23 protein-coding genes are annotated in these 21,618 nt (G+C 53.3%); 15 read left to right on the top strand and 8 right to left on the bottom strand.

The window, feature by feature from the left end:
- The 9 genes from B3K89_RS03635 to pyrH form a co-directional block, all read left to right on the top strand.
- Window positions 1-528: ISAzo13-like element transposase-related protein (locus B3K89_RS03635; RefSeq protein ID WP_414712337.1), on the top strand; the 528-nt coding region annotated here is incomplete at its 5' end.
- Between the two features lie 288 nt (window positions 529-816).
- Entirely contained in the window at window positions 817-1,938 is a 1,122-nt protein-coding gene (locus tag B3K89_RS03630; RefSeq protein WP_293894561.1) for a hypothetical protein, read from the top strand.
- 105 nt (window positions 1,939-2,043) lie between these two features.
- Window positions 2,044-3,018, top strand: a complete 975-nt coding sequence (locus tag B3K89_RS03625; protein WP_293894564.1) for an RnfABCDGE type electron transport complex subunit D — start codon at window positions 2,044-2,046, stop codon at window positions 3,016-3,018.
- A complete protein-coding gene (locus B3K89_RS03620; protein ID WP_293894567.1) occupies window positions 3,015-3,608 on the top strand; it encodes an FMN-binding protein in 594 nt (197 codons plus the stop codon). Before B3K89_RS03625 ends, B3K89_RS03620 begins: the two co-directional genes overlap by 4 nt.
- 1 nt (window position 3,609) lies before the next feature.
- Window positions 3,610-4,221: an NADH:ubiquinone reductase (Na(+)-transporting) subunit D gene (locus B3K89_RS03615; RefSeq protein ID WP_293894570.1), complete on the top strand. Its 612-nt coding sequence runs from the start codon at window positions 3,610-3,612 to the stop codon at window positions 4,219-4,221.
- Window positions 4,214-4,807: an NADH:ubiquinone reductase (Na(+)-transporting) subunit E gene (locus tag B3K89_RS03610; protein ID WP_293894573.1), complete on the top strand. Its 594-nt coding sequence runs from the start codon at window positions 4,214-4,216 to the stop codon at window positions 4,805-4,807. Before B3K89_RS03615 ends, B3K89_RS03610 begins: the two co-directional genes overlap by 8 nt.
- Window positions 4,808-4,817: 10 nt before the next feature.
- Complete coding sequence (locus tag B3K89_RS03605) at window positions 4,818-5,924, top strand: NADH:ubiquinone reductase (Na(+)-transporting) subunit F (RefSeq protein WP_293894576.1); 1,107 nt, start codon at window positions 4,818-4,820, stop codon at window positions 5,922-5,924.
- A 13-nt stretch (window positions 5,925-5,937) separates the two neighbouring features.
- Window positions 5,938-6,408 carry a hypothetical protein gene (locus B3K89_RS03600; protein ID WP_293894579.1) on the top strand — a complete coding sequence of 157 codons (471 nt, stop codon included), beginning with the start codon at window positions 5,938-5,940 and terminating at the stop codon, window positions 6,406-6,408.
- A 103-nt stretch (window positions 6,409-6,511) separates the two neighbouring features.
- Window positions 6,512-7,213, top strand: coding sequence for a UMP kinase (gene pyrH / locus B3K89_RS03595; protein ID WP_293894582.1), 702 nt, complete (start codon window positions 6,512-6,514; stop codon window positions 7,211-7,213).
- Here pyrH and B3K89_RS03590 read toward each other — a convergent pair.
- Window positions 7,191-8,165 carry a radical SAM protein gene (locus tag B3K89_RS03590; protein WP_293894585.1) on the bottom strand — a complete coding sequence of 325 codons (975 nt, stop codon included), beginning with the start codon at window positions 8,163-8,165 and terminating at the stop codon, window positions 7,191-7,193. The two genes, pyrH and B3K89_RS03590, sit on opposite strands and share 23 nt — an antisense overlap.
- 176 nt (window positions 8,166-8,341) lie before the next feature.
- Here B3K89_RS03590 and B3K89_RS03585 point away from each other — a divergent pair, with 176 nt between their 5' ends.
- Together B3K89_RS03585 and B3K89_RS03580 are read left to right on the top strand one after the other, a co-directional pair.
- Window positions 8,342-9,625, top strand: coding sequence for a patatin-like phospholipase family protein (locus tag B3K89_RS03585; RefSeq protein WP_293894588.1), 1,284 nt, complete (start codon window positions 8,342-8,344; stop codon window positions 9,623-9,625).
- Window positions 9,622-10,029 carry a hypothetical protein gene (locus B3K89_RS03580; protein WP_293894591.1) on the top strand — a complete coding sequence of 136 codons (408 nt, stop codon included), beginning with the start codon at window positions 9,622-9,624 and terminating at the stop codon, window positions 10,027-10,029. Before B3K89_RS03585 ends, B3K89_RS03580 begins: the two co-directional genes overlap by 4 nt.
- On the opposite strand, the gene B3K89_RS03575 is transcribed toward B3K89_RS03580, so the two are convergent.
- Together B3K89_RS03575 and B3K89_RS03570 are read right to left on the bottom strand one after the other, a co-directional pair.
- The gene (locus B3K89_RS03575; protein ID WP_293894594.1) at window positions 9,984-10,652 is read right to left on the bottom strand and encodes a 5'-methylthioadenosine/S-adenosylhomocysteine nucleosidase; all 669 of its coding nucleotides are present in this window, start codon (window positions 10,650-10,652) and stop codon (window positions 9,984-9,986) included. The genes B3K89_RS03580 and B3K89_RS03575 overlap by 46 nt on opposite strands.
- An 8-nt stretch (window positions 10,653-10,660) precedes the next feature.
- Window positions 10,661-11,476, bottom strand: a complete 816-nt coding sequence (locus tag B3K89_RS03570; RefSeq protein WP_293894596.1) for a pyridoxamine kinase — start codon at window positions 11,474-11,476, stop codon at window positions 10,661-10,663.
- Window positions 11,477-11,543: 67 nt separating this feature from the next.
- On the opposite strand from B3K89_RS03570, the gene B3K89_RS03565 reads away from it, so the two are divergent.
- A complete protein-coding gene (locus B3K89_RS03565) occupies window positions 11,544-13,445 on the top strand; it encodes a phosphoglucomutase (protein WP_293894598.1) in 1,902 nt (633 codons plus the stop codon).
- Here B3K89_RS03565 and B3K89_RS03560 read toward each other — a convergent pair.
- The 3 genes from B3K89_RS03560 to B3K89_RS03550 are packed head-to-tail and all read right to left on the bottom strand — an operon-like array spanning window position 13,442 to window position 15,839.
- On the bottom strand, window positions 13,442-13,870 hold the full coding sequence (locus tag B3K89_RS03560; RefSeq protein WP_293894600.1) for a very short patch repair endonuclease: 429 nt from the start codon (window positions 13,868-13,870) through the stop codon (window positions 13,442-13,444). The genes B3K89_RS03565 and B3K89_RS03560 overlap by 4 nt on opposite strands.
- 13 nt (window positions 13,871-13,883) lie before the next feature.
- Window positions 13,884-15,194: a hexokinase family protein gene (locus tag B3K89_RS03555; protein WP_293894602.1), complete on the bottom strand. Its 1,311-nt coding sequence runs from the start codon at window positions 15,192-15,194 to the stop codon at window positions 13,884-13,886.
- A 30-nt stretch (window positions 15,195-15,224) separates the two neighbouring features.
- Entirely contained in the window at window positions 15,225-15,839 is a 615-nt protein-coding gene (locus B3K89_RS03550) for a hypothetical protein (RefSeq protein ID WP_293894605.1), read from the bottom strand.
- Window positions 15,840-15,935: 96 nt separating this feature from the next.
- Between B3K89_RS03550 and sbcB the strand changes: the two genes are divergently transcribed.
- Window positions 15,936-17,351: an exodeoxyribonuclease I gene (gene sbcB, locus B3K89_RS03545; RefSeq protein ID WP_293894608.1), complete on the top strand. Its 1,416-nt coding sequence runs from the start codon at window positions 15,936-15,938 to the stop codon at window positions 17,349-17,351.
- Here sbcB and B3K89_RS03540 read toward each other — a convergent pair.
- Together B3K89_RS03540 and B3K89_RS03535 are read right to left on the bottom strand one after the other, a co-directional pair.
- Window positions 17,348-18,532 (bottom strand): glycine C-acetyltransferase, encoded by a 1,185-nt coding sequence (locus B3K89_RS03540; RefSeq protein WP_293894611.1) that lies wholly within the window; start codon window positions 18,530-18,532, stop codon window positions 17,348-17,350. The two genes, sbcB and B3K89_RS03540, sit on opposite strands and share 4 nt — an antisense overlap.
- Window positions 18,529-19,479 (bottom strand): NAD-dependent epimerase/dehydratase family protein, encoded by a 951-nt coding sequence (locus tag B3K89_RS03535; protein WP_293894614.1) that lies wholly within the window; start codon window positions 19,477-19,479, stop codon window positions 18,529-18,531. Before B3K89_RS03535 ends, B3K89_RS03540 begins: the two co-directional genes overlap by 4 nt.
- 118 nt (window positions 19,480-19,597) lie before the next feature.
- Between B3K89_RS03535 and B3K89_RS03530 the strand changes: the two genes are divergently transcribed.
- Both B3K89_RS03530 and B3K89_RS03525 read left to right on the top strand, forming a co-directional pair.
- Window positions 19,598-20,170 (top strand): helix-turn-helix domain-containing protein, encoded by a 573-nt coding sequence (locus B3K89_RS03530; protein ID WP_298502863.1) that lies wholly within the window; start codon window positions 19,598-19,600, stop codon window positions 20,168-20,170.
- Window positions 20,171-20,236: 66 nt separating this feature from the next.
- Window positions 20,237-21,598, top strand: coding sequence for an MFS transporter (locus B3K89_RS03525; protein ID WP_293894619.1), 1,362 nt, complete (start codon window positions 20,237-20,239; stop codon window positions 21,596-21,598).
- Window positions 21,599-21,618: the final 20 nt, after the last annotated feature.

The raw sequence follows: 21,618 nt of genomic DNA, 5'->3' as shown, positions 1-21,618 counted from the left end.
GAGGGCTTGGTAGCGGAAAGCAGCTACGGGGATCCCCAGTCCCCGCTGAGGTGGACAACCAAGAGCCTGAGGAACCTGAGTGACGCCCTGGGGGGAAAGGGCTTTGCGGTTTCCTTCTCGAAGGTCAGGCAGATGCTCAACGACCTCGGCTACAGCCTGCAGCTGAACCAAAAGATGCTTCAAGTGGGAGAACCCCATCCTGACAGGGATGAGCAGTTCCGGCATATAAGCGAGACGGCCAAGGCGTTCATGTCCGAGGGGCTTCCGGTAATCTCCATCGATTGCAAGAACCAGGGGGCCGAGTATGCCAAGTCAGGACAGCCTGTGAAGGTCGCCCCGTACGGGGTGTACGACATAGCTGGGAACGAAGGGTTCATCAACCTGGGCATCAGTTCCGACACGGCCAGGTTCGCAGTGAATTCCGTCAGGCAGTGGTGGTACGAGATGGGGATGGCCCGGTACCCTGCGGCAAGCAAGCTTTACACCGCCGACGGCGGGATGAGCAACGGGAGCAGGCACGGCAGATGATGGGGCCTTTTGCCTATGTACTATACCCGTTTCTTTGGCTCTGCCAGCACCTGCTGTCCGGCCGGATGTCTTCTTTTGAAGCTGTGCCGGCCGTCATCGCTTTTTCAAGGACAAGATATCCAATCCAAAGGTCAGGGATATCACAGCAACCCAAGAAGCCCTCTTGTCATTACAAGAGGGTAACAGATAGGCTACAACTCTTGGAAGAGTGTAGAAAAACATGCAACTCACGGTTGCAACCCAAGCCAAATGCGATACAATGGCAAAAGGCAAACGCCGGAGGTTCCCATGATTTCAGTCCACCCTGTATCCACCAAGCATGATTGGAAGCTCTTCTTTGACTTTCCCAATCGTTTATATACAGACAATCCCTACTATGTCCCAACCTTGTTGCTTGATGAGAAGTGGAACTTCAACCCCAAGAAGAACCCTGCATTCGAGTATTGTGAGACCATTGCTTTCCTTGCCAGGAAAGACGGCAAGGTTGTCGGCCGGGTTGCCGGCCTTATCAACCACAAGCTCAACAAAATCAAAAATCAGGCATACATGCGCTTCACCCGCTACGATGTCATCGACGACATCGAGGTCAGCCGGCTTCTCTTCGATGCTGTCTTGGCCTGGGGCAGGCAGAAAGGCATGAATACCGTCATCGGCCCGATCGGTTTTTCAGACTTGGACAAGCAGGGCCTGCTGGTGGAAGGGTTCGACCAAATCGGGATGTTCATCACCCTGTACAACCATCCCTACTACCATGAGCATCTCACACAACTGGGATTTACCAAGGATATCGACTGGGTGGAGTACAAGGTTTTTGTACCCCCGAAGCCGGACCCCCGCATCGAGCGGATATGCGAATTTGCACAGAAACGGCACGGCTATCGACTGCTCTCCTTCTCAAAGAAAAAGGAGGTCATGCCCTATGCCCACCAGATGTTCCATATGTACAATGAGTCGTTTGCAAAGCTCTACGGCTTCTGCCCTCTCAGTGATGGACAGATTGATATGGCCATCAAGCAGTTTTTCAGCCTGATCAGCCTGGAGTACATCTTCGTCGTGGTCGATGCACAGCAGTCGGTCATCGGCTTCGGCATCATGGTGCCGTCCCTCTCAAAACCCCTCCAGGCCTCCCGGGGACGGATCTTCCCCTTGGGATTCCTGCATATTCTGAAAGCCTTGAAAACACATCAGGTACTGGACATGTATCTCATTGCCGTTAAACCGGAGTATTTTGGAAGGGGCGTCAATGCAATCATCATGAACGAGGGCATCAAGCGAGCCATCGCCAACGGTGTATTGTATGCGGAGACCGGCCCTGAACTGGAGGACAACAACAATGTACAGACGCAGTGGAAGAGCTTTCATACCGAGCAACACAAGCGACGAAGGTGCTATATTCGTTCCCTTGACTGAGAATTTGGTACACTGAGCACTCAAGAAGCGATATTTCCCTGGAGTTTATTTTTTTACTTCTTACAAAACTTGCCGTATACTACAGCAAACAGAGGGAGAGGAAAGGTGAAAATTCAGAAACAACAGGCTATGCGAACAGTCCTTTACGGGCTCGCACCGCTTTGCGTTGCCGCACTCTATTTTTTTGGTTGGCGGTTTATCGCCACCCTTGCAGTCGTTACCGCCACAGGACTTGCATGCGAATGGCTTATGTTCAAGCGATATGGATTCAAGGTGACCGAGTCGCTGTTTGTATCCTGCACGCTGTTCGCGCTTTCGCTGCCTCCGACCATACCCCTTTGGATAGCAGCCACGGGTATCGCTTTCGGTATCATTTTCGGGAAAATGGTCTTCGGAGGCTTTGGAAAGAATATCTTCAATCCCGCCATTACCGCCCGGGCATTCGTCTACATCAGCTTCGGCTTTCCCATGACGGCAGCTTTTGTCGGAAATGCCGTTTCCCTCGGTTTCTTCCCTGCAGGGTTGGGATCGTGGCTCAGCAAGGCTGACAGTGTCTCTGCTGCAACCCCGCTTGTCACCGGGAGCGAATCGCTTCTTGACCTGTTTTTGGGCTTTACCAGCGGCAGTTTTGGTGAAACCAGTGCGGTGTTGATACTTCTTGGAGGCCTGTACATAGTCTACAAGAAGGCCGCAAACTGGAAAATAGTCGCCTCCTCACTGATTTCGTTCATCCTGCTGCAAACCATCTTCTGGGCAAGCGGACTGCAGATTGCAACCGAGCACGGCTTGGCATCGGTCTCATCCCCCCTCACAGCCCTCTTCTCGGGCAGCTTCCTCTTGGCAGCCTTTTTCATGATCACCGACCCGGTGTCGGCTTCCCAGTCGACCGATACCGGCAAATGGATCTACGGAGCACTCTTCGGCTTTTTGACCGTATTGATACGCACCTTCTCCACTTGGATCGAGGGCGTGACATTTGCCATTCTCATCGCCAATATGTTCGCCCCCCTGCTTGACACCATGCTTAAAAGTGCAAAAGCAAAGAAGAAGCAGAAACGCGCACAGGGAGGTGCTGCATGAGTGTGCAAAAAACATTTTACAAAGATCGCATCTACCCTCTGCTGTTTATGTTCCTGATTACCTTTTTCTGCATTCTGTTGACAGCAGGCATTCATCTGGCAACACAGGACCGGGCCAACGCAAATGAACTTTCCTTTACCAGGAAAGCCGTTCTCGATGCAGCCGGAATCACCTATGTGAACACTACGGCCGGCATTGAGGAAGCTTACCTGAAGCGTGTTGAGGAAGCCGACGGCTATTTCACAACCTCAGGCTCCGACGGCAAACGGTTCATAATCCCGCTTGAAGGACCGGGGCTGTGGGGTACCATCTCCATCATGGTCGGGTTCGAAGAGGACCTGCAAACATTCACCGGAGTCGCCATCGTAAGCCAGAATGAGACACCGGGTTTGGGAGCCCGCATTGAGGAGCCTTGGTTCACAGACCAATTCAGAGGCAAGCGGCCACCTTTTACCTTGGTGGAAGAAGGGACTGCAACAGCCTCCAATGAAGTGGATGCAATAACCGGTGCAACCCGCACCTCGGAATATTTCAGGAACCTTGCAAACCAGGCTGCAGATGCCGCCAAGCGCATCGTAAGAGGAGAGTGACATGGCCAAGAACAAAGTACGGAAAACCTTCCTGGAACCACTGGGGAAAAACAATCCGGTGTTCGTCCAGATATTGGGCATCTGCTCCACCCTCGCCGTAACAAACAAGCTGCAGAACACCATGGTCATGACGCTGGGCGTACTGTTCACCACCGCCCTTTCCAGCTGGACCATTTCACTGATGCGCAACCATATCCCATCACGAATCCGCATGATGGTGGAAACCATGGTCATTGCAACGTTTGTCATCATCGTCGACATCGTGCTCAAGGCTTTTTATCCGGAGATGTGGAAACAGCTTGGACCTTATGTCGGACTGATCATCACAAACTGCATCGTCATGGGCCGTGTTGAAGCCTTTGCGCTGCAGAACAAGCCCATGCTCTCTCTTGTCGATGGCCTTGCATCCGGTCTGGGGTACGCGTACGTGCTGCTTGCCATCGCCTTTGTCAGAGAACTTTTGGGAACAGGAAGCCTCTGGGGCTACAGGATTCTGGGAAGTTGGTGGACGAACTGGTCGATCATGATCATGCCCCCGGGAGGGTTCTTCGTCCTTGCCATCCTGATTTGGATCATTCGCGAAACAATCATGAAGGAGGCCAGCCATGCATGACGCTCTACTTCCTCTGTCCGTATTCTTTGCCTCGATTTTCACCAGCAACATCCTGTTGACCAATTATCTGGGCACCTGTTCGTTCCTCTCGGTCTCAAAGGAGATGAAGACCTCGTTGGGGTTGGGGGTCGCCGTCATATTCGTCATGGCCACCACCACACCGCTGAACTGGCTGGTGTATGAGTACCTGCTGCTTCCTTTTGGGTTGGAATACCTTCGCTTCATAGTGTTCATCATCGTCATCGCCGCCTTCGTGCAGCTCACCGAGATGGCCATCGAGCGATACAGCGAGCCGCTGTACCAATCATTGGGCATTTTCCTGCCCCTGATCACCGTCAACTGTGCAATCCTGGGTGTCAGCTTGTTCATGGTCATTCGAGAGTATTCATTCTTTACATCCTTCGTATTCGGACTTGGAAGCGGCATCGGTTGGTTTGTCGCCATCATCGCAATGGCCGGCATCCGGGTGAAGCTGAAGAACGCCAAGGTTGTGCCCGCCTTGGAGGGCCCCGGCATCACCCTGATAATCGCTGGATTCATGGCCATGGCATTCATGGGCTTCTCCGGCATGATCGCCGTATCATAAGGAGAAGCGTATGGTCATCACCCTTCTGATAAGCATCGCTGTCATCAGTCTCATCTCGGTGTTCCTTGCCCTCTTGATGGTCATCGCCGATGCCACCATCGGCAACTACGGAATCGTCAGGATTTCCATCAATGATGGAACGAAGGAGCTTGAGGTGAAAGGCGGCCAACCGCTGCTCAAGGCATTGAACCAGGAAGGCGTGTTCATTCCTTCGGCCTGCGGCGGACGGGGCTCCTGCGGCTTGTGCAAGGTTCGCGTAGTCCAAGGAGGCGGAGAGTATCTGCCCACCGAGCTGCCCTTCATCAGCGAGGATGAGAAAAAACAGCAGGTCAGACTCTCCTGCCAGTTCAAGGTGAAGGCGGATGTCGCCATCGTCATTCCCGAGGAGCTGTTCTCGGTCAGGGAGTTCATCACAAGGGTCGAACGCATCCGCGACCTCACCCATGACATCAAGGAGGTGACGCTGCGCCTCAAGGACGGTGAGACCATCACGCCGTTGGCCGGCCAATACATCCAGTTTAAAGTTCCTGAGTATGAGAACACCGAAGAGAGCGTGTATCGTGCATATTCGGTTGCATCGCCACCGGATGACAATACGAGGGTGGAACTGGAAATTCGCTTGGTTCCCAATGGGATTTGCACCACCTACGTGCATACAATCCTCAAGGAAGGTGATGAGGTGACCATCAACGGTCCATATGGTGAGTTTTATCTGCGTGAAAGCGACCGGAACATCATCTTCATCGCCGGAGGATCGGGCATGGCTCCTATCAAGTCGATTCTGATGGATATGGCCCAAAAAGGAATCAACCGCAAAGCCATGTACTTCTTTGGTGCCCGATCAAAGCGGGACCTCTTTCTCCTTGATGAGATGCATGCCTTGGAGCAACGTTTGCCGAACTTCACGTTCGTGCCCGCTCTCAGCGAGCCGGCTGCAGAGGACAATTGGGAGGGAGAAACCGGTCTTATCACCGATGTGGTCAGGCGCATGGTCAAGGACGGCCCCAACAGCGAGGCGTACCTGTGCGGAAGCCCGGGGATGATCAACGCCTGTATGGCTGTTCTCACCGAGCTGAACGTAGCGCCTGAGAACATTTTCTACGACAAGTTCTCATGACAAGGAGCCGATGATGAAGCAGACGCCCGAGTATGATAAGATTCAGCAGCAGATGAAGAAAGGTGTCATCACCTTGGATGGGTTCCTCGGTGATGATACGCGCAACCTTGTCGATATCATTGCCAGCGACAGCATGACGGTCAGCAGATTGAAGACAACCTGCAAGGCAATAGCCGAACGCATGGAGTATTTCAGGGAATTGGGCCTCGGAGGGCTCGGCGAGTTTATCTCTGTAGATAATGCGTTCGATGTGAAGGTTGATTCCGTACGAGGTCTTCTGCCCTCCCCCTTCGGAGGAAAAGGCATGTACGGGAAGATCAATACGACGGTTGTGAACAAGAAGACCGGCAGATCAATCGTCTACACCGACCTGCACATCCACTTCATCGCCGACCATTGCTTTTTTGAAGGCAAAGGGTCTCCATTCAGGCTTGAACCGGAGGACTTGGTGGAGATACTCGAGGTGCCCGAAACAACAGAATAGGCTATGCGAGAAGCGAGATCTGGGGTCCTGAATTGATAGGCAAACGCCAACCAATGATTGAGAGCGTTGCACAAATCTGGTACGATGCAGGACGGAGGATTCAATGAACAATTTGGCAGTCATTTCACTTGGAGGATCCATCATTGCACCGGACAAGGTGGACACCGCCTTTCTCAGGCAGCTCAATGAGGCTCTCAGAACATACTTGATTGAAGACAGGAGCAGGAAAATCATCTTGGTATGCGGAGGAGGATCCCCGGCAAGGGTGTATCAGCAAGCGATGAGGGAAATCCGGGAGGATGTCGACAGCGAAGAGCTCGATTGGCTGGGTATCCGTGCGACCCACATCAACGGCCAGCTGGTCAAAGCGATGCTCAGCGAGTTTTGTACAGACAACCTCATCACCGACCCGACCGGACATATTAATTTCCGGGGGCAGGTTTTGGTTGCCGCCGGTTGGAAGCCCGGCTTCTCAACCGACAACGATGCGGTCATCCTGGCGGAGCGCTTTGAAGGCAGGCTCATCATCAACCTCAGCAATATCGCCAAGGTCTATACCGACGACCCGAAGAAGAATCCCGATGCAAAGCCTCTGGATTCGATCAGCTGGGCAGACTATAGAACGATGGTGGGTAATCAATGGACTCCCGGCAAAAGCACTCCTTTCGATCCGATTGCCAGCAAGCGTGCCGAAAAGATGCACATGAAGGTTGTCTGCGCCGACGGAAGGAACATCCGGAACACCATGGACATTCTCTATGGAAGGCCGTTCCTGGGTACGGTTATTGGTGACGAGAACGCTTAAGCGACAAGAAATACGGCAGGGGTGATGCAAAATCCTGCGGGAAAGGATTCTCCTGGGTAAAATCAGGTATCCAGGAGACATTCTCCCCCAACTCCTGTACAAAGCCTTCCTCGATTCCCAAATTCTCAAGTGCCGAGAGCAGAGCATCATACTCTTCTTCACTGATAGGGGGGAATGATGCATTTCCCAGGGGAGGCTCAAACTGCACCATCAAGGAGAGATAGGCACACTCCTTCAACTCCCGGGCAAAGTACTCAAGGACGGTAAAGCTGGCCTGTATGGCTGTTGGAAAGACCAAATGCCGAACCAACAAGCCTTTGAGGTTGCCCTTCTCATCCACATAGGTGGCAGGATGCCTTTGCTTGAGAAATTCCATGACCGGCAGAATATCATCGGCATAACGTCTCAAACCGCAGAAGGTTGCACCAACATCAGGATCCAGGGTTTTCACATCGATCAGATACACATCGACATAGGGATCGATCAGGGCCAAACCCTCAATCGACTCGAACCCTGAACTGTTCCATACGACATCCAGCTCCAAGCCCTTTGAACGGGCAAGGCGCAGTGCCTCGATGATTGAAGGGATGAAATGAGTACCGGTTACCATGTTGAGGTTGGTCGCTCCCATCCCCTGCAGCTCCAGCATGATGACAGCCAGCTCCTCAATGCTCAACTCAATGCCTATGGGCTGTGCTGCAGTGGAAATCTGATGATTCTGGCAGTAGGCACACATGAGGGGGCAACCGCTGAAGAAAATCATGCCGGACCCCTTCTCTCCGGTGATGGGGGGTTCCTCGCCTTTGTGCAGCCCTGCCCAAGCCACCCTCACGTCGGATGTCTGGCTGCATCTTCCCTTCTGTTTTGCAAGTCTATCGACCTTGCACCTAATCGGGCAGAGAGTACAGGGCCGGTACGCGCCCATCACCTGTTTTTCCATCACCATATTCATGAACGCAGTGTACCGAAAAGGCAACGTTCATGCATAGAGTCCCTGCACCGCCATATTTTTTATATCCCTCTATATTATTCCGTATTAGGACTGGTTATATCGTATAGTATAGGTAAGTAATGGACAGCTGTATCGAAACGCTTGACCCAACAGCACAAATTCATCACTCTTATGGCATGGCATTACGAGATTTCCTGAAACGCACTCCTCTACAAAACAAAGAGGAAGAACGTTACATCCTCTCCATCGATGGAGGCGGGATGCGCGGGATTGTACCCTCGGTTCTGCTTGCCAAACTTTCGGCCTTGCTAGAGGAGATGGGTGACAACCGACCGCTCTATGCCCATTTTGATTTGATAGCAGGAACTTCCACCGGGGGCTTGCTTGCCCTGGCCCTCAGCGCACCGGTGGAAAGGACCAATTTGATTGCCGACACCAGGTACATCTCCTATATCTACCGGCAGGAAGAACAGACTTTTTTGCAGCGACTGCGCAGGCAGCGGGGAAAGGAGAGCCTTTCTGGAACACTGCCGTTTGGAGTAGATACCAACACCCTCCAAACCCTGTACCTCAAACATGGCAAGCAAATTTTCCCTAAAAACCAAGGACGGATTTTCAGCCAGATTTTCATTGATAAATATGATTGCGAGCCTTTGGAACGGTTTTTAAAGCAGACGTTCAAGGATATCCCGCTCTCGGATGCCGTCGTACCGACCATGGTGATGTGTTATGAAGCTTCCACCGGAAGGCCCTTTGTCATGAGCTCAAGCGATTCGCACGGCTTTCTGTTTTGGGAAGCAGCAAGGGCGACCAGCGCAGCCCCGACTTTTTTCAGGCCCGCATACCTGTACGACCGTCAGGAACTCACCATGCAGACCTTCATCGATGGCGGCGTAGTGGCGAATAATCCATGCCTCTACGCCTATACGGAGGCCAAGCGTCTCTACCCGAATGCCAAAAAGTTTCACATCCTCTCCTTATCCACAGCCAGCAGTGATTTCACCTTTACCGTCAGCGGTGCAGGTACCGGCGTGATAGGCTGGATCGACCCTGCAAAGGGAGCCCCCATCCAGAAAATCTATGCTACAGCACAGATGCAGGTCGTCGACCACATCGCCCGGCAGATACCGGACCTTTCCTATACCAGGATCCATGGAAAGCTTGGTGAAGAGTACAAGCTGGATGCAACCAGCACGCTCGCACTTGCCTCAATGAGCAAGGGAGCCGAAAAAATCTACGAGGAGCATCAAGAGAGCATTCGCGAATATGCCAAGCTTTTAGCAGCAAGAACAAGCTTCGACCAGCTCACACTCGGTCCCAAGGAAGTCGCACCGCCCCAACAGCAGCTGCCTTCCCCGCAAGAGCCACCCGTTGATGACAGTCCAGCACTGTCCTCCTACTACTCGTTTTTGCAGCGCTACCAGATTGAAGAAACCCCGACACGGGAGCGAACCGTATGAGCTCCCACCCCAAGCAGATTGAGCTTGAGGCAGTCCTGCGCAGGTTGTGCGACGACCTTGACCACTATCTCGAGGATACCTACGGAGACCGCTATCCTTTGCATCCGAACAGGCCGGCAAGGGGAAAAGCGGCAAGCGTCGCCTACGACGGGCTCTTCTCCACCGGGACGCAGTTCACCCTGGGCTATGGCAGCGACCACGGCCGCGGCTACTTGGTTTCGGTGGAAATCCGCACGCTTTCGACAGTCAAGCAGGAAGACCGAAAGGCCATCGAGCGATCGGCCATAGCGTATCTGCGCTCGATCATCCCCACCTATTTTCCCGATCGGAAGATCGAGGTGAAACGGGACGGCAACGTCTATAAGCTCGTTGGTGATTTCTCGCTGGGCAATTCCAGCAATTGAGCCAAACCCATCCGCAAACATTCGTCAGCCTGCCTTACAAAACGCTTGAAGTCCTTTGGGCGACGGCCAAGCCCGTCATCGCTGACTACCTTGAGAATGCTGCAAGACAATCCAAGCACCTGGCATGCCCGTGCAACAGCAAAGCCTTCCATATCGCTTGCCTGAAGGCCCAACTCTTCAGAGAGATATGGATTCTGTTCGCGATAGGAGCGAAGCAGAAACCGGTCCGCCGTGCCCAAAACCACTTGCTTGAAACCGGACAGCGCTGGAGCATAAAGATCGATGGTAGAGGCCGCAACCTTGGAATTTTCATCGAAGGTCTGGCCTCGCTGAAGAGCAAAGGCGCGAAGGTCCAAGTCGTACTGTACCACCTTTGTCGCTACAAACCCATCCCCGATTGCCAGTCCTGCATCGATCGCCCCTGCATACCCGAGCAGCACAACCGAAGAGGGAGCATAGGTATGGACAGCTTGCATGGCGGCCAGGGCGCTTTGCACCTTTCCCACACCGAGGGTAAGCCCAACAACTTCACGGCCGGCGAGCACAAGCGGCTCACCCAGCTTTGTTAGCACTCCTTCCAATTCTCGTTTTGTTGCACCAAGCACCAGGACATCAGCTTTCATATGGCTTTCTATCTTTTTGCCAGTTCGACAAGTACAGGTGAAACAGAAATCCCATGACGCATCTCATAGCCCGCCTCTATTGTTCTTTCAATCGCCTTAGAGGTGAAAGAGACGGCAAGCTCGACAGCACTTTGGAAGGACTCCTTACCAAGCAGGAATCCCAAGAGCAGGCTGGCGAACAAATCCCCGCACCCAGGGTAGGAAGCATTGAATCTCTGGTAGGGCACCACGTATGAGGCTCCGTCTGCATAACAGGCAACCACGTTTGCCTCCCGGCAGGGAACACTGGTGATGGCAACCTTGGAACCAGTGGCAAGAGCAAGTTCCCTTGCCCACGCCAGCGCGGTCCCTGTCTCGAATTGTTCTTGATACGGACGGCCGAGCAACAGCGCCGCTTCGGTGGTGTTGGGGGTGATGACGTCGGCACAGCAAACCAACTGCTGCATGGCCGTCACCTGCTGGTCGGTAACCGGTCCATACAAACTTCCACCGTCGCCGAGAACCGGGTCGACAAGGGTCAGGGCAGCAGGCTGGTCCTGAATGAACTGCTTGATCAAAGCGACCTGGCCGGCGCTCCCGAGAAAGCCTGAGTAGATTGCATCAAAGCGCAGGCCAAGATTTTTCCACGCATCGAGAATCCCCTCGATGTCAGCACTCGTATCCCTGAAATAATAGGAAGAAAACCCATCGGTCTGGCTGGACAGCAGGGCGGTGGGAAGCGGACACGCTTCAACTCCCATCACCTCTAGAACAGGCAGGACAACGGTCAGCGAGCTCTTTGCATAACAGCTCAAATCGTGGATGGCGGCACAGGTGGGTTGCATGAATCCACACTACCGCACATCTGCAAACTAGGCAATATATGCTATACTCGGCGTAGTGGAGGTATCTATGCTTTTCTATGACAGTATGCATCATATAATCATCGCCGATGACCAGATCAATCCTCTGGCCTTCCCCCTGCCTTCCCAAACAGAGTTGCACCAAGAACTATCGACCATGATTCTTTCTTCCTCGGGATGGCGGAAAGTATTTGCGAAAAGCGGCGATGAAGAGGATGCAGGCTGTGAAGTAAGCAACCCTTCTGCGATGCTGACTGCACTTGCAGCGCTTGCCCTTGCCCGCAAGCTCGGTGTGCCCTCTGCACAGAAGGAAGCGGTACGTACCGGAAAATATGCAAATTCCGAGATACAAACAACCATTCTTGTCGGCCTCGATGCCAGGCCTACAGGTCGAATCCTTGGTGATATCGTCTGTCGCACGCTCACCGCCTTAGGGTGCAAGGTGCGCTATCTGTTCATCTGTGCAGCCCCCCAGATCATGGCGGACTGCAATCTCCATCCAAACGAAGCCGACGCATTCTTCTATGTCTCGGCAAGCCACAACCCGATCGGGCACAACGGCTTCAAGTTCGGCAAGGATGGAGGAGTATACTCCCTTGCAGAGGCTGATGAGCTCGCCGAAATCTACAAAGACATACTGACACAGGAGAGCGGAGCCCCATCTTACCTGCAGCACCTTACCGAAACCATGGATCCAACGTTGTATCGGAAGGTCTTGGAGCAGGTGGATTATGAACGTACAAGGAGCCTTGAGCGCTATGAGACATTTGTCCTGACCACGGCGGCCAAAAGTACGGATGCTTCGGACCACGACCGCTTCCGCCAGGGCTTGCTGCAGGCACATCAGAAGGAAGCGCTCTCGGTACTGGGCGAGCTCAACGGCAGTGCACGATCTGCCAGCATCGACAAGCATCTGCTCTCCTCTCTTGGCTTGAAGGTCATGTTGATCAACAATCGGCCGGGGGATGTGGTCCATGCCATCGTCCCCGAAGGCGAAAACCTCGAACTGTGCAGAACCACCCTCGAAGAGCTGTATGCAAAGGATCATTCATACCGTCTCGGCTATGTACCCGACAACGATGGGGACCGAGGCAACCTTGTATATATCTCAGAGCAGAGCGACAAGGCACACATCCTGGAAGCCCAAAGCGTATTCGCCTTGGTGGTGCTTGCAGAACTCTCGCAGACGAGGTTGCAGAATCCGGAGAAGCTTTTGGCCACCGTAGTGAACGGACCGACTTCCATGCGCATCGAGCACATCGCCCAAGCCTTCGATGCGGAAGTCTTCCGCTGCGAAGTGGGAGAGTCGAATGTTGTGGAACTTGCCAGAATGAAGCGGGAGCAAGGGTATCTGGTACCGGTGCTTGGGGAAGGCTCGAACGGAGGGAATATCACCCACCCGGCCAAGGTTCGCGATCCGTTGAACACCCTGCTCAGCTTGGTCAAACTTTTAAGGAACCGCGATATCGCCAAGCTTTGGTTTCTCGCTCTCGGCAAACAAGTCCCCCGATTCATCACGCTGGACAGCCTGATCGCCAGCCTTCCGGTCTACACCACTACAGGCTCCTTCTCCAAGGAAGGGAAAATGCAGGTAAAGCAAAGCCATCGGATTCTCAAGAATCGGTACGAGGTCTTGTTTCTCAGTGATTGGGAACTACGCAAGAACGAACTATCAGCGATGGGTATCTGCTCCTACACCATCTTTCAGACCGAGGGAACGAACAGCTATGAAGGGATGGGTGAAGCCTTCCGCCACGGTGCATTCAATGGAGGGTACAAGGTGGCCCTCAAGAACAAGGATGGAGTGATCACCGACTATCTGTGGATGCGCGGCAGCAAGACCGAACCGGTGTTTCGAGTGGTTGTCGACTGTCAAGGGGATGATGAGAGCCGGTATGAGTATCTGCTTGCATGGCATCGCAGCCTGATCCAGCGAGCCGACGAAGCCTAGCCTTCAGCCTGCCAGATCTCATTTGCAAGACCCAAAAGTGTCTCCTCCCTGCGGGCGGGTGGTGAAAGTTCACACTCCCAAACCACCAATACGTGGTACCCCATCTGAAGCAGTGATGCAAGCACATATTGGTCACGCTCCCTGTTTCTCAGAAGCTTTTGTTCCCAAAACGGACGGTTTGTCTTGGGAAGTGTGAAATGCTTGCATCCTTGATGGGCGTGCCAAAAACAGCCGTTGATGAAAATCACGGTCTTGTATTTGGGAAGTACAATATCAGGTTTCCCTGGTAGGCGGGTATCGTGGATGCGATAGCGAAACCCTTGGCGGAAAAGGAAGGTGCGCACGGCCAATTCCGCCTTGGTATCCTTTGCCTTGATGCCGGCCATGATCCTGCTTCGTTTCTCGACGGAAAAACAATCGCTCACGACCGGCCTCCCGCTACAGGCTCAAGCCGGCGATGGCAGCCCCGATGATAGGAGAGTCGTCGATGCGCACAAAGCGGTAGTAACGCTTGTGCTCAAGCTGCAGATAGGTGTGCAGGTAGTATTCGGTATACTGTTTCAGATACTCGGTCTTGTAGAAGGTGGTGCCGTCTGCATTGATGCACACCGGCTTTCTGGGATCGGTTCCCGCTCCGCTCTTGAGCACGGTGGCGGCAAGATTTGCAGCAGTGAGTTTGGCAGCACGGGCAATGACTGCGTCGATGATCATCCACAAGGCGATTGCATCGTCCTCGTTGCCATCAGTGCAGGCAACCAAGGCATAGTTCGTATTGAACGGCATTTCAAGGTAATTGCTCATCACCGTCGTACTGACCGTACCCAGTTGCTCGAACCGCTTGGCAAACGTTGCACTGAGCACGCCTTCGGCGATCGCCTTCTGAATGACCAGGGTGCTCAACGGACCGAGGTAGGCTCCGCTGATCATCTTCTCCAGATGATACTGTTCGGGCTGCTTGGTGGAGTCAAAATATTCACGGTCGAGCCTGCCGGGGCAGAAGTCGAAATTCCCCGACTCGATGTTGATGATCTGGTTCTTTCCATCAAACAGTCCGAGCTTGGAGATATTGCTGTTTCGTTCTACATAGGCGGTATTGGTGCCGGTACCAAGGATGAATCCGATGAAGCCGCTGTAGGGGATATCGCCTGCAGCACTCTGGCCGGCAAGCAGGGTGGCGACCGTGTCATTGAGAACCGCCACCTTCTTCCTTGATACATCGTAGCCGCGTCTTTCCAGTTCAGCGAGCATGCCGGCCCCCACCTTCTTTCCGATTACCTCGGGCGCCTTGATCTCCTTGGAGAAGACCAAGGGGATTCCATCATGGTCTTGCGTGATGGCGGCTGCATAGGAGAAGCAAAATCCAATCTTGTCGCTCTTGTCGATCAGCCGCTCCACCTCATCGGCAAGGGTGCTGAAAAACTGCCGGGCGCTCACCTCTTCCTTCACCCCGGGCATCGAAACCTTCTTGAAATCCTCAATAAGAGCCTTGCCCTGTGCATCGAAGGTGACCAGACAAGTCCGTAAATTCGTTCCACCTGCATCCAGGACGATCACAGGCTCGCCCTTGGCTAGCGTGAGCGCCACCTCGGTGTAGGTTGGAATCATTTTCAGGGAGCTGCCGCTCTCCTGCTCAAGACCCTTCTCCATCTCGCTCAAAAATGTTGCGAGCAATGTCTTCATATCGACTGATGCAGGATCTATTCCCCACTTGGTAAGAAATGCTGTGGTCTTCTGGACGCAATCGGACATGATCTCTCCTTTTTGGAGATGAGGGCGGACCTACACACCCTTCTCCTCACCATTGATTTTTAATGCGAGCGGTTTTACCGCAAAGTATCCCTCTTCGTCGGAGTGTAACATAAAAGTACCCTCAACACGAACAGGGGTGCTCACTCTTCTTCCTTGTACCGTCACATCGGTCACCACGGTGATGGCCGGAATTTTCCCGCTGGTCACCACATCGGCCATCAGGCTGGAAAGGTTTGCCCCTTCACCCCACTGGGTGACCATCGCTCCTTTGAGGACTGCATGACCCACTTCCCACTGATGAACTGTCAGATACTGAATCGCTATATCATTGAGCGGCCCTCGTGCAGAGTTGAGCAGGCTTGTAAAGAAGGAAGGGTTCGGTTGGCGGGTTCTCATGAATACCGCAAGATAGGTACCGATATCCGAATTCTGAAAAGTCAAAAGATTGGGAAGCGATTCATTGGCCCTGAAATGCAAGGTGGAACCCGGCAAGTCCAAGGGCGGTGAGTTCAAGAAGGCTGCGATGTTGCAGATGGCGGAGTCGGTAATAGCCGCAATGGCCACGGTAACATCATTGGCGGTAGGATTCTTCGCTCCCAACGGCATTGCTAGACTTATCAGAATGAGAATCAGGGCTGCTTTCATGATTGTCCTTTTTTGGTATCATAAGCTACGGATACAAAGAGAACAACCAGAACAGAGAAAAAAGACAGAGCGAGGTGAATGTGGTACAATCAGTGCATGAGTTACCATTCGAACCAAACAACCATCTTCTGGTATGACTTGGAAACCTTCGGCCTGGACAGCAGGTACGACCGAATTGCACAGTTCGCAGGCCAGCGTACCGATCTCGACCTCAATCCTATCGGGGAGCCCATAGTCCTGTACTGCAAACTCAGCGACGACTACCTGCCCGACCCGCTCTCCTGTACCATAACCTCGATCACGCCGCAGGAGGTGAACAAGAAAGGCCTCTGCGAAAGTGATCTGATCGAGCGCATCAATGCCGAGTTTTCCAAACCCAACACCGTCACAGCAGGTTTCAACACCATCCGATTTGACGATGAGTTCATCCGCAATGCCCTCTACCGTAATTTTCTCGACCCCTACAAGCGTGAGTGGGACAACAATTGCAGCCGCTGGGATATCATCGATTTGGTGCGTGCGGCATACGACCTCAGGCCCGAAGGAATCACCTGGCCTCCCCGCAAGGAGGAGACCGGCAATCCAACCTTCCGCCTGGTTGCCTTGACCGAAGCCAATAATATCGAGCAGGTCGGGGCCCATGACGCCCTGGTCGATGTGCGGGCCACCATCGCCATTGCCGCCCTGATCAAGGAGAAGCAGCCCAAGTTGTACAACTATTATTTCGCCTTGCGAAAAAAAACACAGGTAAAAAAGATTGTGCAGACTCCGTTCGGCGATCCGGTGCTCTACACCGCGGCGTTCTTCAGCAAGAATGAGGGTTGTTCACGTCTCATCACTCCCATCACCCACATGAAGAGCAACGCAAACGCCATCATCTGTTTCGATTTGAGCAAGGATACTGCTCCTTTGCTGCAGGCAACCGAAGAGACGCTGTTGAAAACCGAAGGTGTGTTCACCCTCTCGATCAACAAGTGTCCGTTTGTCTCCCCGTTGAACGTCCTGACCGACCAACTGGCCATCAAACTGGGAATCGACAAGAATCTGGCCCTCTATAGGCACCAGCAGATCATCAATCAACCAAAACTGCTCATGACAGCCCGAAATGTCGTCGAAACGTATGAGGGCGTCGACGATGTGGACTTCCAGCTCTACGACCGGTTCTTCGGTGATGCCGACCAGAAACGGTTCAACATCATCCGTCAGGCAGAGCCCAAGGAGAAGCTTTCGTTGCACCTTGATTTTGAAGACAGCCGGGTGGCACCCATGCTGTTCAGGCATGTAGGACGCAACTGGAGTGAAGTCCTCAATGATGAGCAGAAACGCAAGTGGAGAAGTTTTTGTGCAAATCGCACCCTCAACCCGCCGGGTAGCATAAAGATGAACTGGAATTTCTTCAAGCGAAAGATTGAAGAAAAATTGGCAAGTACGGAAATCTCAGCCGAGGAGAAACGCGTACTTGCCGATTTGAAGAGGTATGGGGAAGAACTGGAGCAACGGATCTTCGGCTAGAGCAGCTTCATCTGTTTGGCTACCGACACGAAGGCGTCGACGGCTGTCTCAATATCCTCTTGGGTATGGACGGCCGACAGCTGCACCCTGATCCTCGCCCTTCCCTGGGGAACGACCGGATAACAGAATCCAATGACGTAGATACCCCGCCCAAGCAGGGCGTCGGCCATAGCAACCGCCTTGTTCTCATCATATACCATGACCGGTACAATGGCGGTCTCTCCTTTGACCAGGTCAAAACCCGCTGCTTCCATGAGGGTGCGGAAGTGCCTGGCATTGCGCATGGTCAGGTCCTTATAGGAGTTCCCCTGCTCCAGGATATCCAAAACCTTGAGCGTCCCGCCGCAAATGGCAGGAGCGAGCGTGTTGGAGAACAGGTACGGCCGGGCTCGCTGGCGATAGAGGTCGATCAGCAGCTGGTTGCCTGAGATGCAACCACCGCTCGCTCCTCCGCAGGCTTTCCCGAAGGTGGTGGTGATCAGGTCCACCTGGCCTTCCACTGAGCACAGTTCCACACTTCCACGTCCTGTAGGACCCAAGTATCCCGTTGCATGTGAGTCATCGACCATCACCAGGGCATCAAACTCCTTTGCCAGTGCACAAATGTCTGCGAGTTTGGCGACATCCCCGTCCATGGAGAACACCCCGTCGGTTGCAATGAGGCGGCGCCTGCATTGCCGGCTCTGCTCGAGGCACTCTTTCAGGCTTTGCATATCGCTGTGCTTGTACACAAAGCGCTGGGCCTTGCACAACCTGATGCCGTCAATGATCGATGCATGGTTCAGCTCGTCGCTGATGACTGCATCCTCTGCGCCCAACAGCGGTTCGAACAGGGCGCCGTTTGCATCGAAACAGGAGGAGAACAAAATCGTATCGTCGGTTCCCAGAAAAGAGCTGATGCGCCTTTCCAAATCCTTGTGTAATGCTTGGGTGCCGCAGATGAACCTCACCGAGGAGAGTCCATAGCCCCACTTGTCCATGGCGTCCTTGGCAGCTTGGATGACTTCCTTGTTATCAGAAAGGCCGAGGTAATTGTTTGCACAAAAATTCAAAACCTTTCTTCCCTGAACCTCGATGCTGCGGCCTTGGGGGCTTGCTAGCACCCGTTCCTTCTTGAGCAGTCCCTGACGTTCCTGCTCTGCAAAGAACTGCTGTAGTTCCTGTCGCACTGATTCGTTCATACCCCCCTCCTTTGGATGGTAGCCAGCATGTCCGCTGTCATGGTTGCCAGGTCGTATCGGGGTTTCCAATCCCACTCAACCCGGGCGGCATAGTCTTCCAGACTGTCAGGCCAAGAGTCGGCGATGGCCTGCTTGACCGGATCGATATCATAGCTGATGGTAAAATCAGGAATATGCGTACGGATGTAGGCAGCCTGTTCTTCGGGACAGAAGCTCATGGCAGCGATGTTGAATGCATTGCGATGGCGCAGCCTGGCGGGATTGGCTTCCATGATCTGGATGGCTGCTTGTACCGCGTCGGGCATGTAAATCATATCGAGGTAGGTGTCTCCGCGAAGAAAACACGTATAGTGGTGGTTCTTGACCGCCTCGTAGTAGATTTCTACTGCATAGTCGGTGGTTCCTCCTCCCGGGGGTGTAAGATTGCTGATGACCCCGGGAAAGCGGATGCCACGGGTGTCGACATCGAATTTGTGGTAGTAGTAGTCACAAAGAAGCTCGCCGGCGACCTTGGTGACTCCATAGATCGATGTCGGCCGCTGGATTGTATCCTGGGGTGTAAACTGCTTGGGGGTGGTCGGGCCGAAAGCCCCGATCGAGGAGGGGGTGAAAACCGCACAACCGTTGGCTTTGGCAACCTCGAGGGTGGCGATCAAGCCTCCTATGTTCAGATTCCAGGCATTCAGGGGATCTTTCTCCGCCCTTGCAGAAAGTACTGCAGCCAAATGGTAGATGGTGTCGATATCATGTTTCTTGACAATCGCATCCACACTCTGTCCATCGCGGGCGTCAACAAGATAGAAAGGCCCGCCTTCCACCAAAGGTTTGTTGACATCATTGCGGATATCGGTCAGTACGACATGGTCATCGCCGTATCGTTTGCGACACTCCAAAGCTATTTCAGAGCCCAATTGGCCCAATGAACCGATGATCAGGATGTTCTTCATAGCGACCTCCGACGAGCGCTTTTCTTGACAAGGCAGACAACCCGGCTTACAATGAACATGTTCATTATAATAAACCTAATTCACTATGTCAAACTTTTTACCCAGCAGGAGCAGTGAGATGGAAAACCCTCCGATGATCGGCAAAAACATCCAACGGATACGCAGCAGCCGCAAACTTACCCTCAATGTGCTCTCTGAGCGTTCAGGTGTCTCCAAGGCCATGCTCAGCCAGATAGAATCCGACAAGGTCAATCCTACCGTAGCTACCGTTTGGAAGATAGCCCGCGGCCTGAATGTTGAGCTCAACGACTTGCTCGATACCGACGACCAGCCCAAGAGGGTGTTCAGTCTCAATCCCGCCGGCGACGATGCCCCCAAAATGGAGACCCGTGACAATGGAGTCTCCATCCGCATCCTCAGTCCCTTGAACATGGTCGAGGAGCTGGAGATGTACCTGCTCACCTTCGAACCTCACAGCAAGCTCGCAAGTGAACCCCACTACCCCGGCACCCAGGAATTCTTGACCGTAGTAAAGGGAGCTGTGAAAGTACAGGTCGGGGAGAATGTCGCCGAGATCAAGAAAGGTGATTTTTTGGTCTATCACTGCGATATCGAACACTCTATAACCAATGAGAGCAACCAGCCGGCAACCGTACACATGGTGGTGCGATTCACAGTCGACAAGCGATAACCCTCTTTTGCTTTGACACACCCCTCTCTCTACGGTATAAGGAAAAGAAGAGGAAGGGCATCACATATGGTCAAGAAAGGCATCATGGTCTCCTACGGGATGGGCAAGTTCATCGCCGAGTTTCTCACCGGGGCGTTTGGATCGATTGTATTCATGTTCTATGAGACCGAAGTGGGCTTGTCAGGTGCGTATGCCGCCCTGGCTACAGTGATTTATTCGGTTTGGAATGCCGTCAACGACCCGATCATCGGTTATATGACGAACAAGACGGCACCGTTGTCCAAAAAATTCGGCAGGCGGTTTGTCTGGATCATGGGCGGCTTGGTGCTTTGCAGCCTCGCTTTCATCATGATTTTTTCAGTGCCCGCATCCTGGGATGCAAAAAAACAGCCTTTGCCCGTCTTTCTGTGGATGGTCATCACCATCTGCCTGTACGACGGCCTGTATTCCCTGTGGGAAGTCAACTATCAGAGCTTGTATCCTGACAAGTTCCGCACCGACAAGGAGAGGACCACCACAGCCGCCATCGGAACGGGCATCGGCGTACTGGGCATTGCCGCCGGGTTCATCATCCCACCGCTCTTTTTCTCCTATGGAGTAAGGGCAAGTTATCAAGTTTGCGCCATCGTCATTGCAGCAATCAGCATAGCGTGCACCTTGGGTTTGAGCTATGGTGTCTCTGAGACCAAGCAGATGATCAACCGGTTTTCCGAGCAACACACCAAAGAGGCTCCTCCCTTTTTCAGCCAAATGCGCAAGGCACTGAAAAACCGCAATCTGCTTGCTTTCGTAATCCTCTTGTTCTGCTACCAAAGCGGGTGCATGCTGATGACCGCCAGCGTCAACTATGTGGTCAAGTATGTACTGGGAGGCAAAAGCACGCAGGCCACCCCGATTTTCGCCGGCATGCTTGTCGGCACCCTGCTCTCCATCCTTTTGTGGACCCGTATCGCCAAGAAGATCAAGAACAATCAGCGCATGCTCATTCTCTCCAGTTTTGCCCTCGCCCTCTTTGCCCTGCCGCTCACCTTTCTTCCCAATGCTGGTTCCTTCATCGTTGGCATGACACTCTGGGGTCTTGGTTTTGGCGGGTTCTGGACCTTCATGAGCCCGGCCATGGCCGATGTCATCGATAGCCTGGTAGTTGAGCAAAAGCGCCGTGATGATGGGGTCGTCTTGGGTATCAGGGCATTTTTCATGCGTTTCAGCTATGCAAGCCAGGCCATCGTATTCTTTGTGGTGCACAAGCTCACCGGCTTTGACGACCAGCTCATAACCGAGTCGGCACGGTGGGGAATACGACTGCATATGGGACTCATTCCCGCCGTGTTTTTCCTGCTGGGAGGATTGCTCTTTCTTAGGATGAACCGGCTCGATGCCGACCAGATCAAAAAGAATCGTCTTGCACTCTCCCAACTGGATATCTAGCAACGCTATGCAAAGAGCCA

The sequence above is a fragment of the Sphaerochaeta sp. UBA5849 genome (assembly GCA_002432715.1).
GTDB lineage: Bacteria > Spirochaetota > Spirochaetia > Sphaerochaetales > Sphaerochaetaceae > Sphaerochaeta.
The sequence above is the reverse complement of the archived record's forward strand: the minus strand, read 5'-3'. Positions and strand labels throughout refer to the sequence as shown.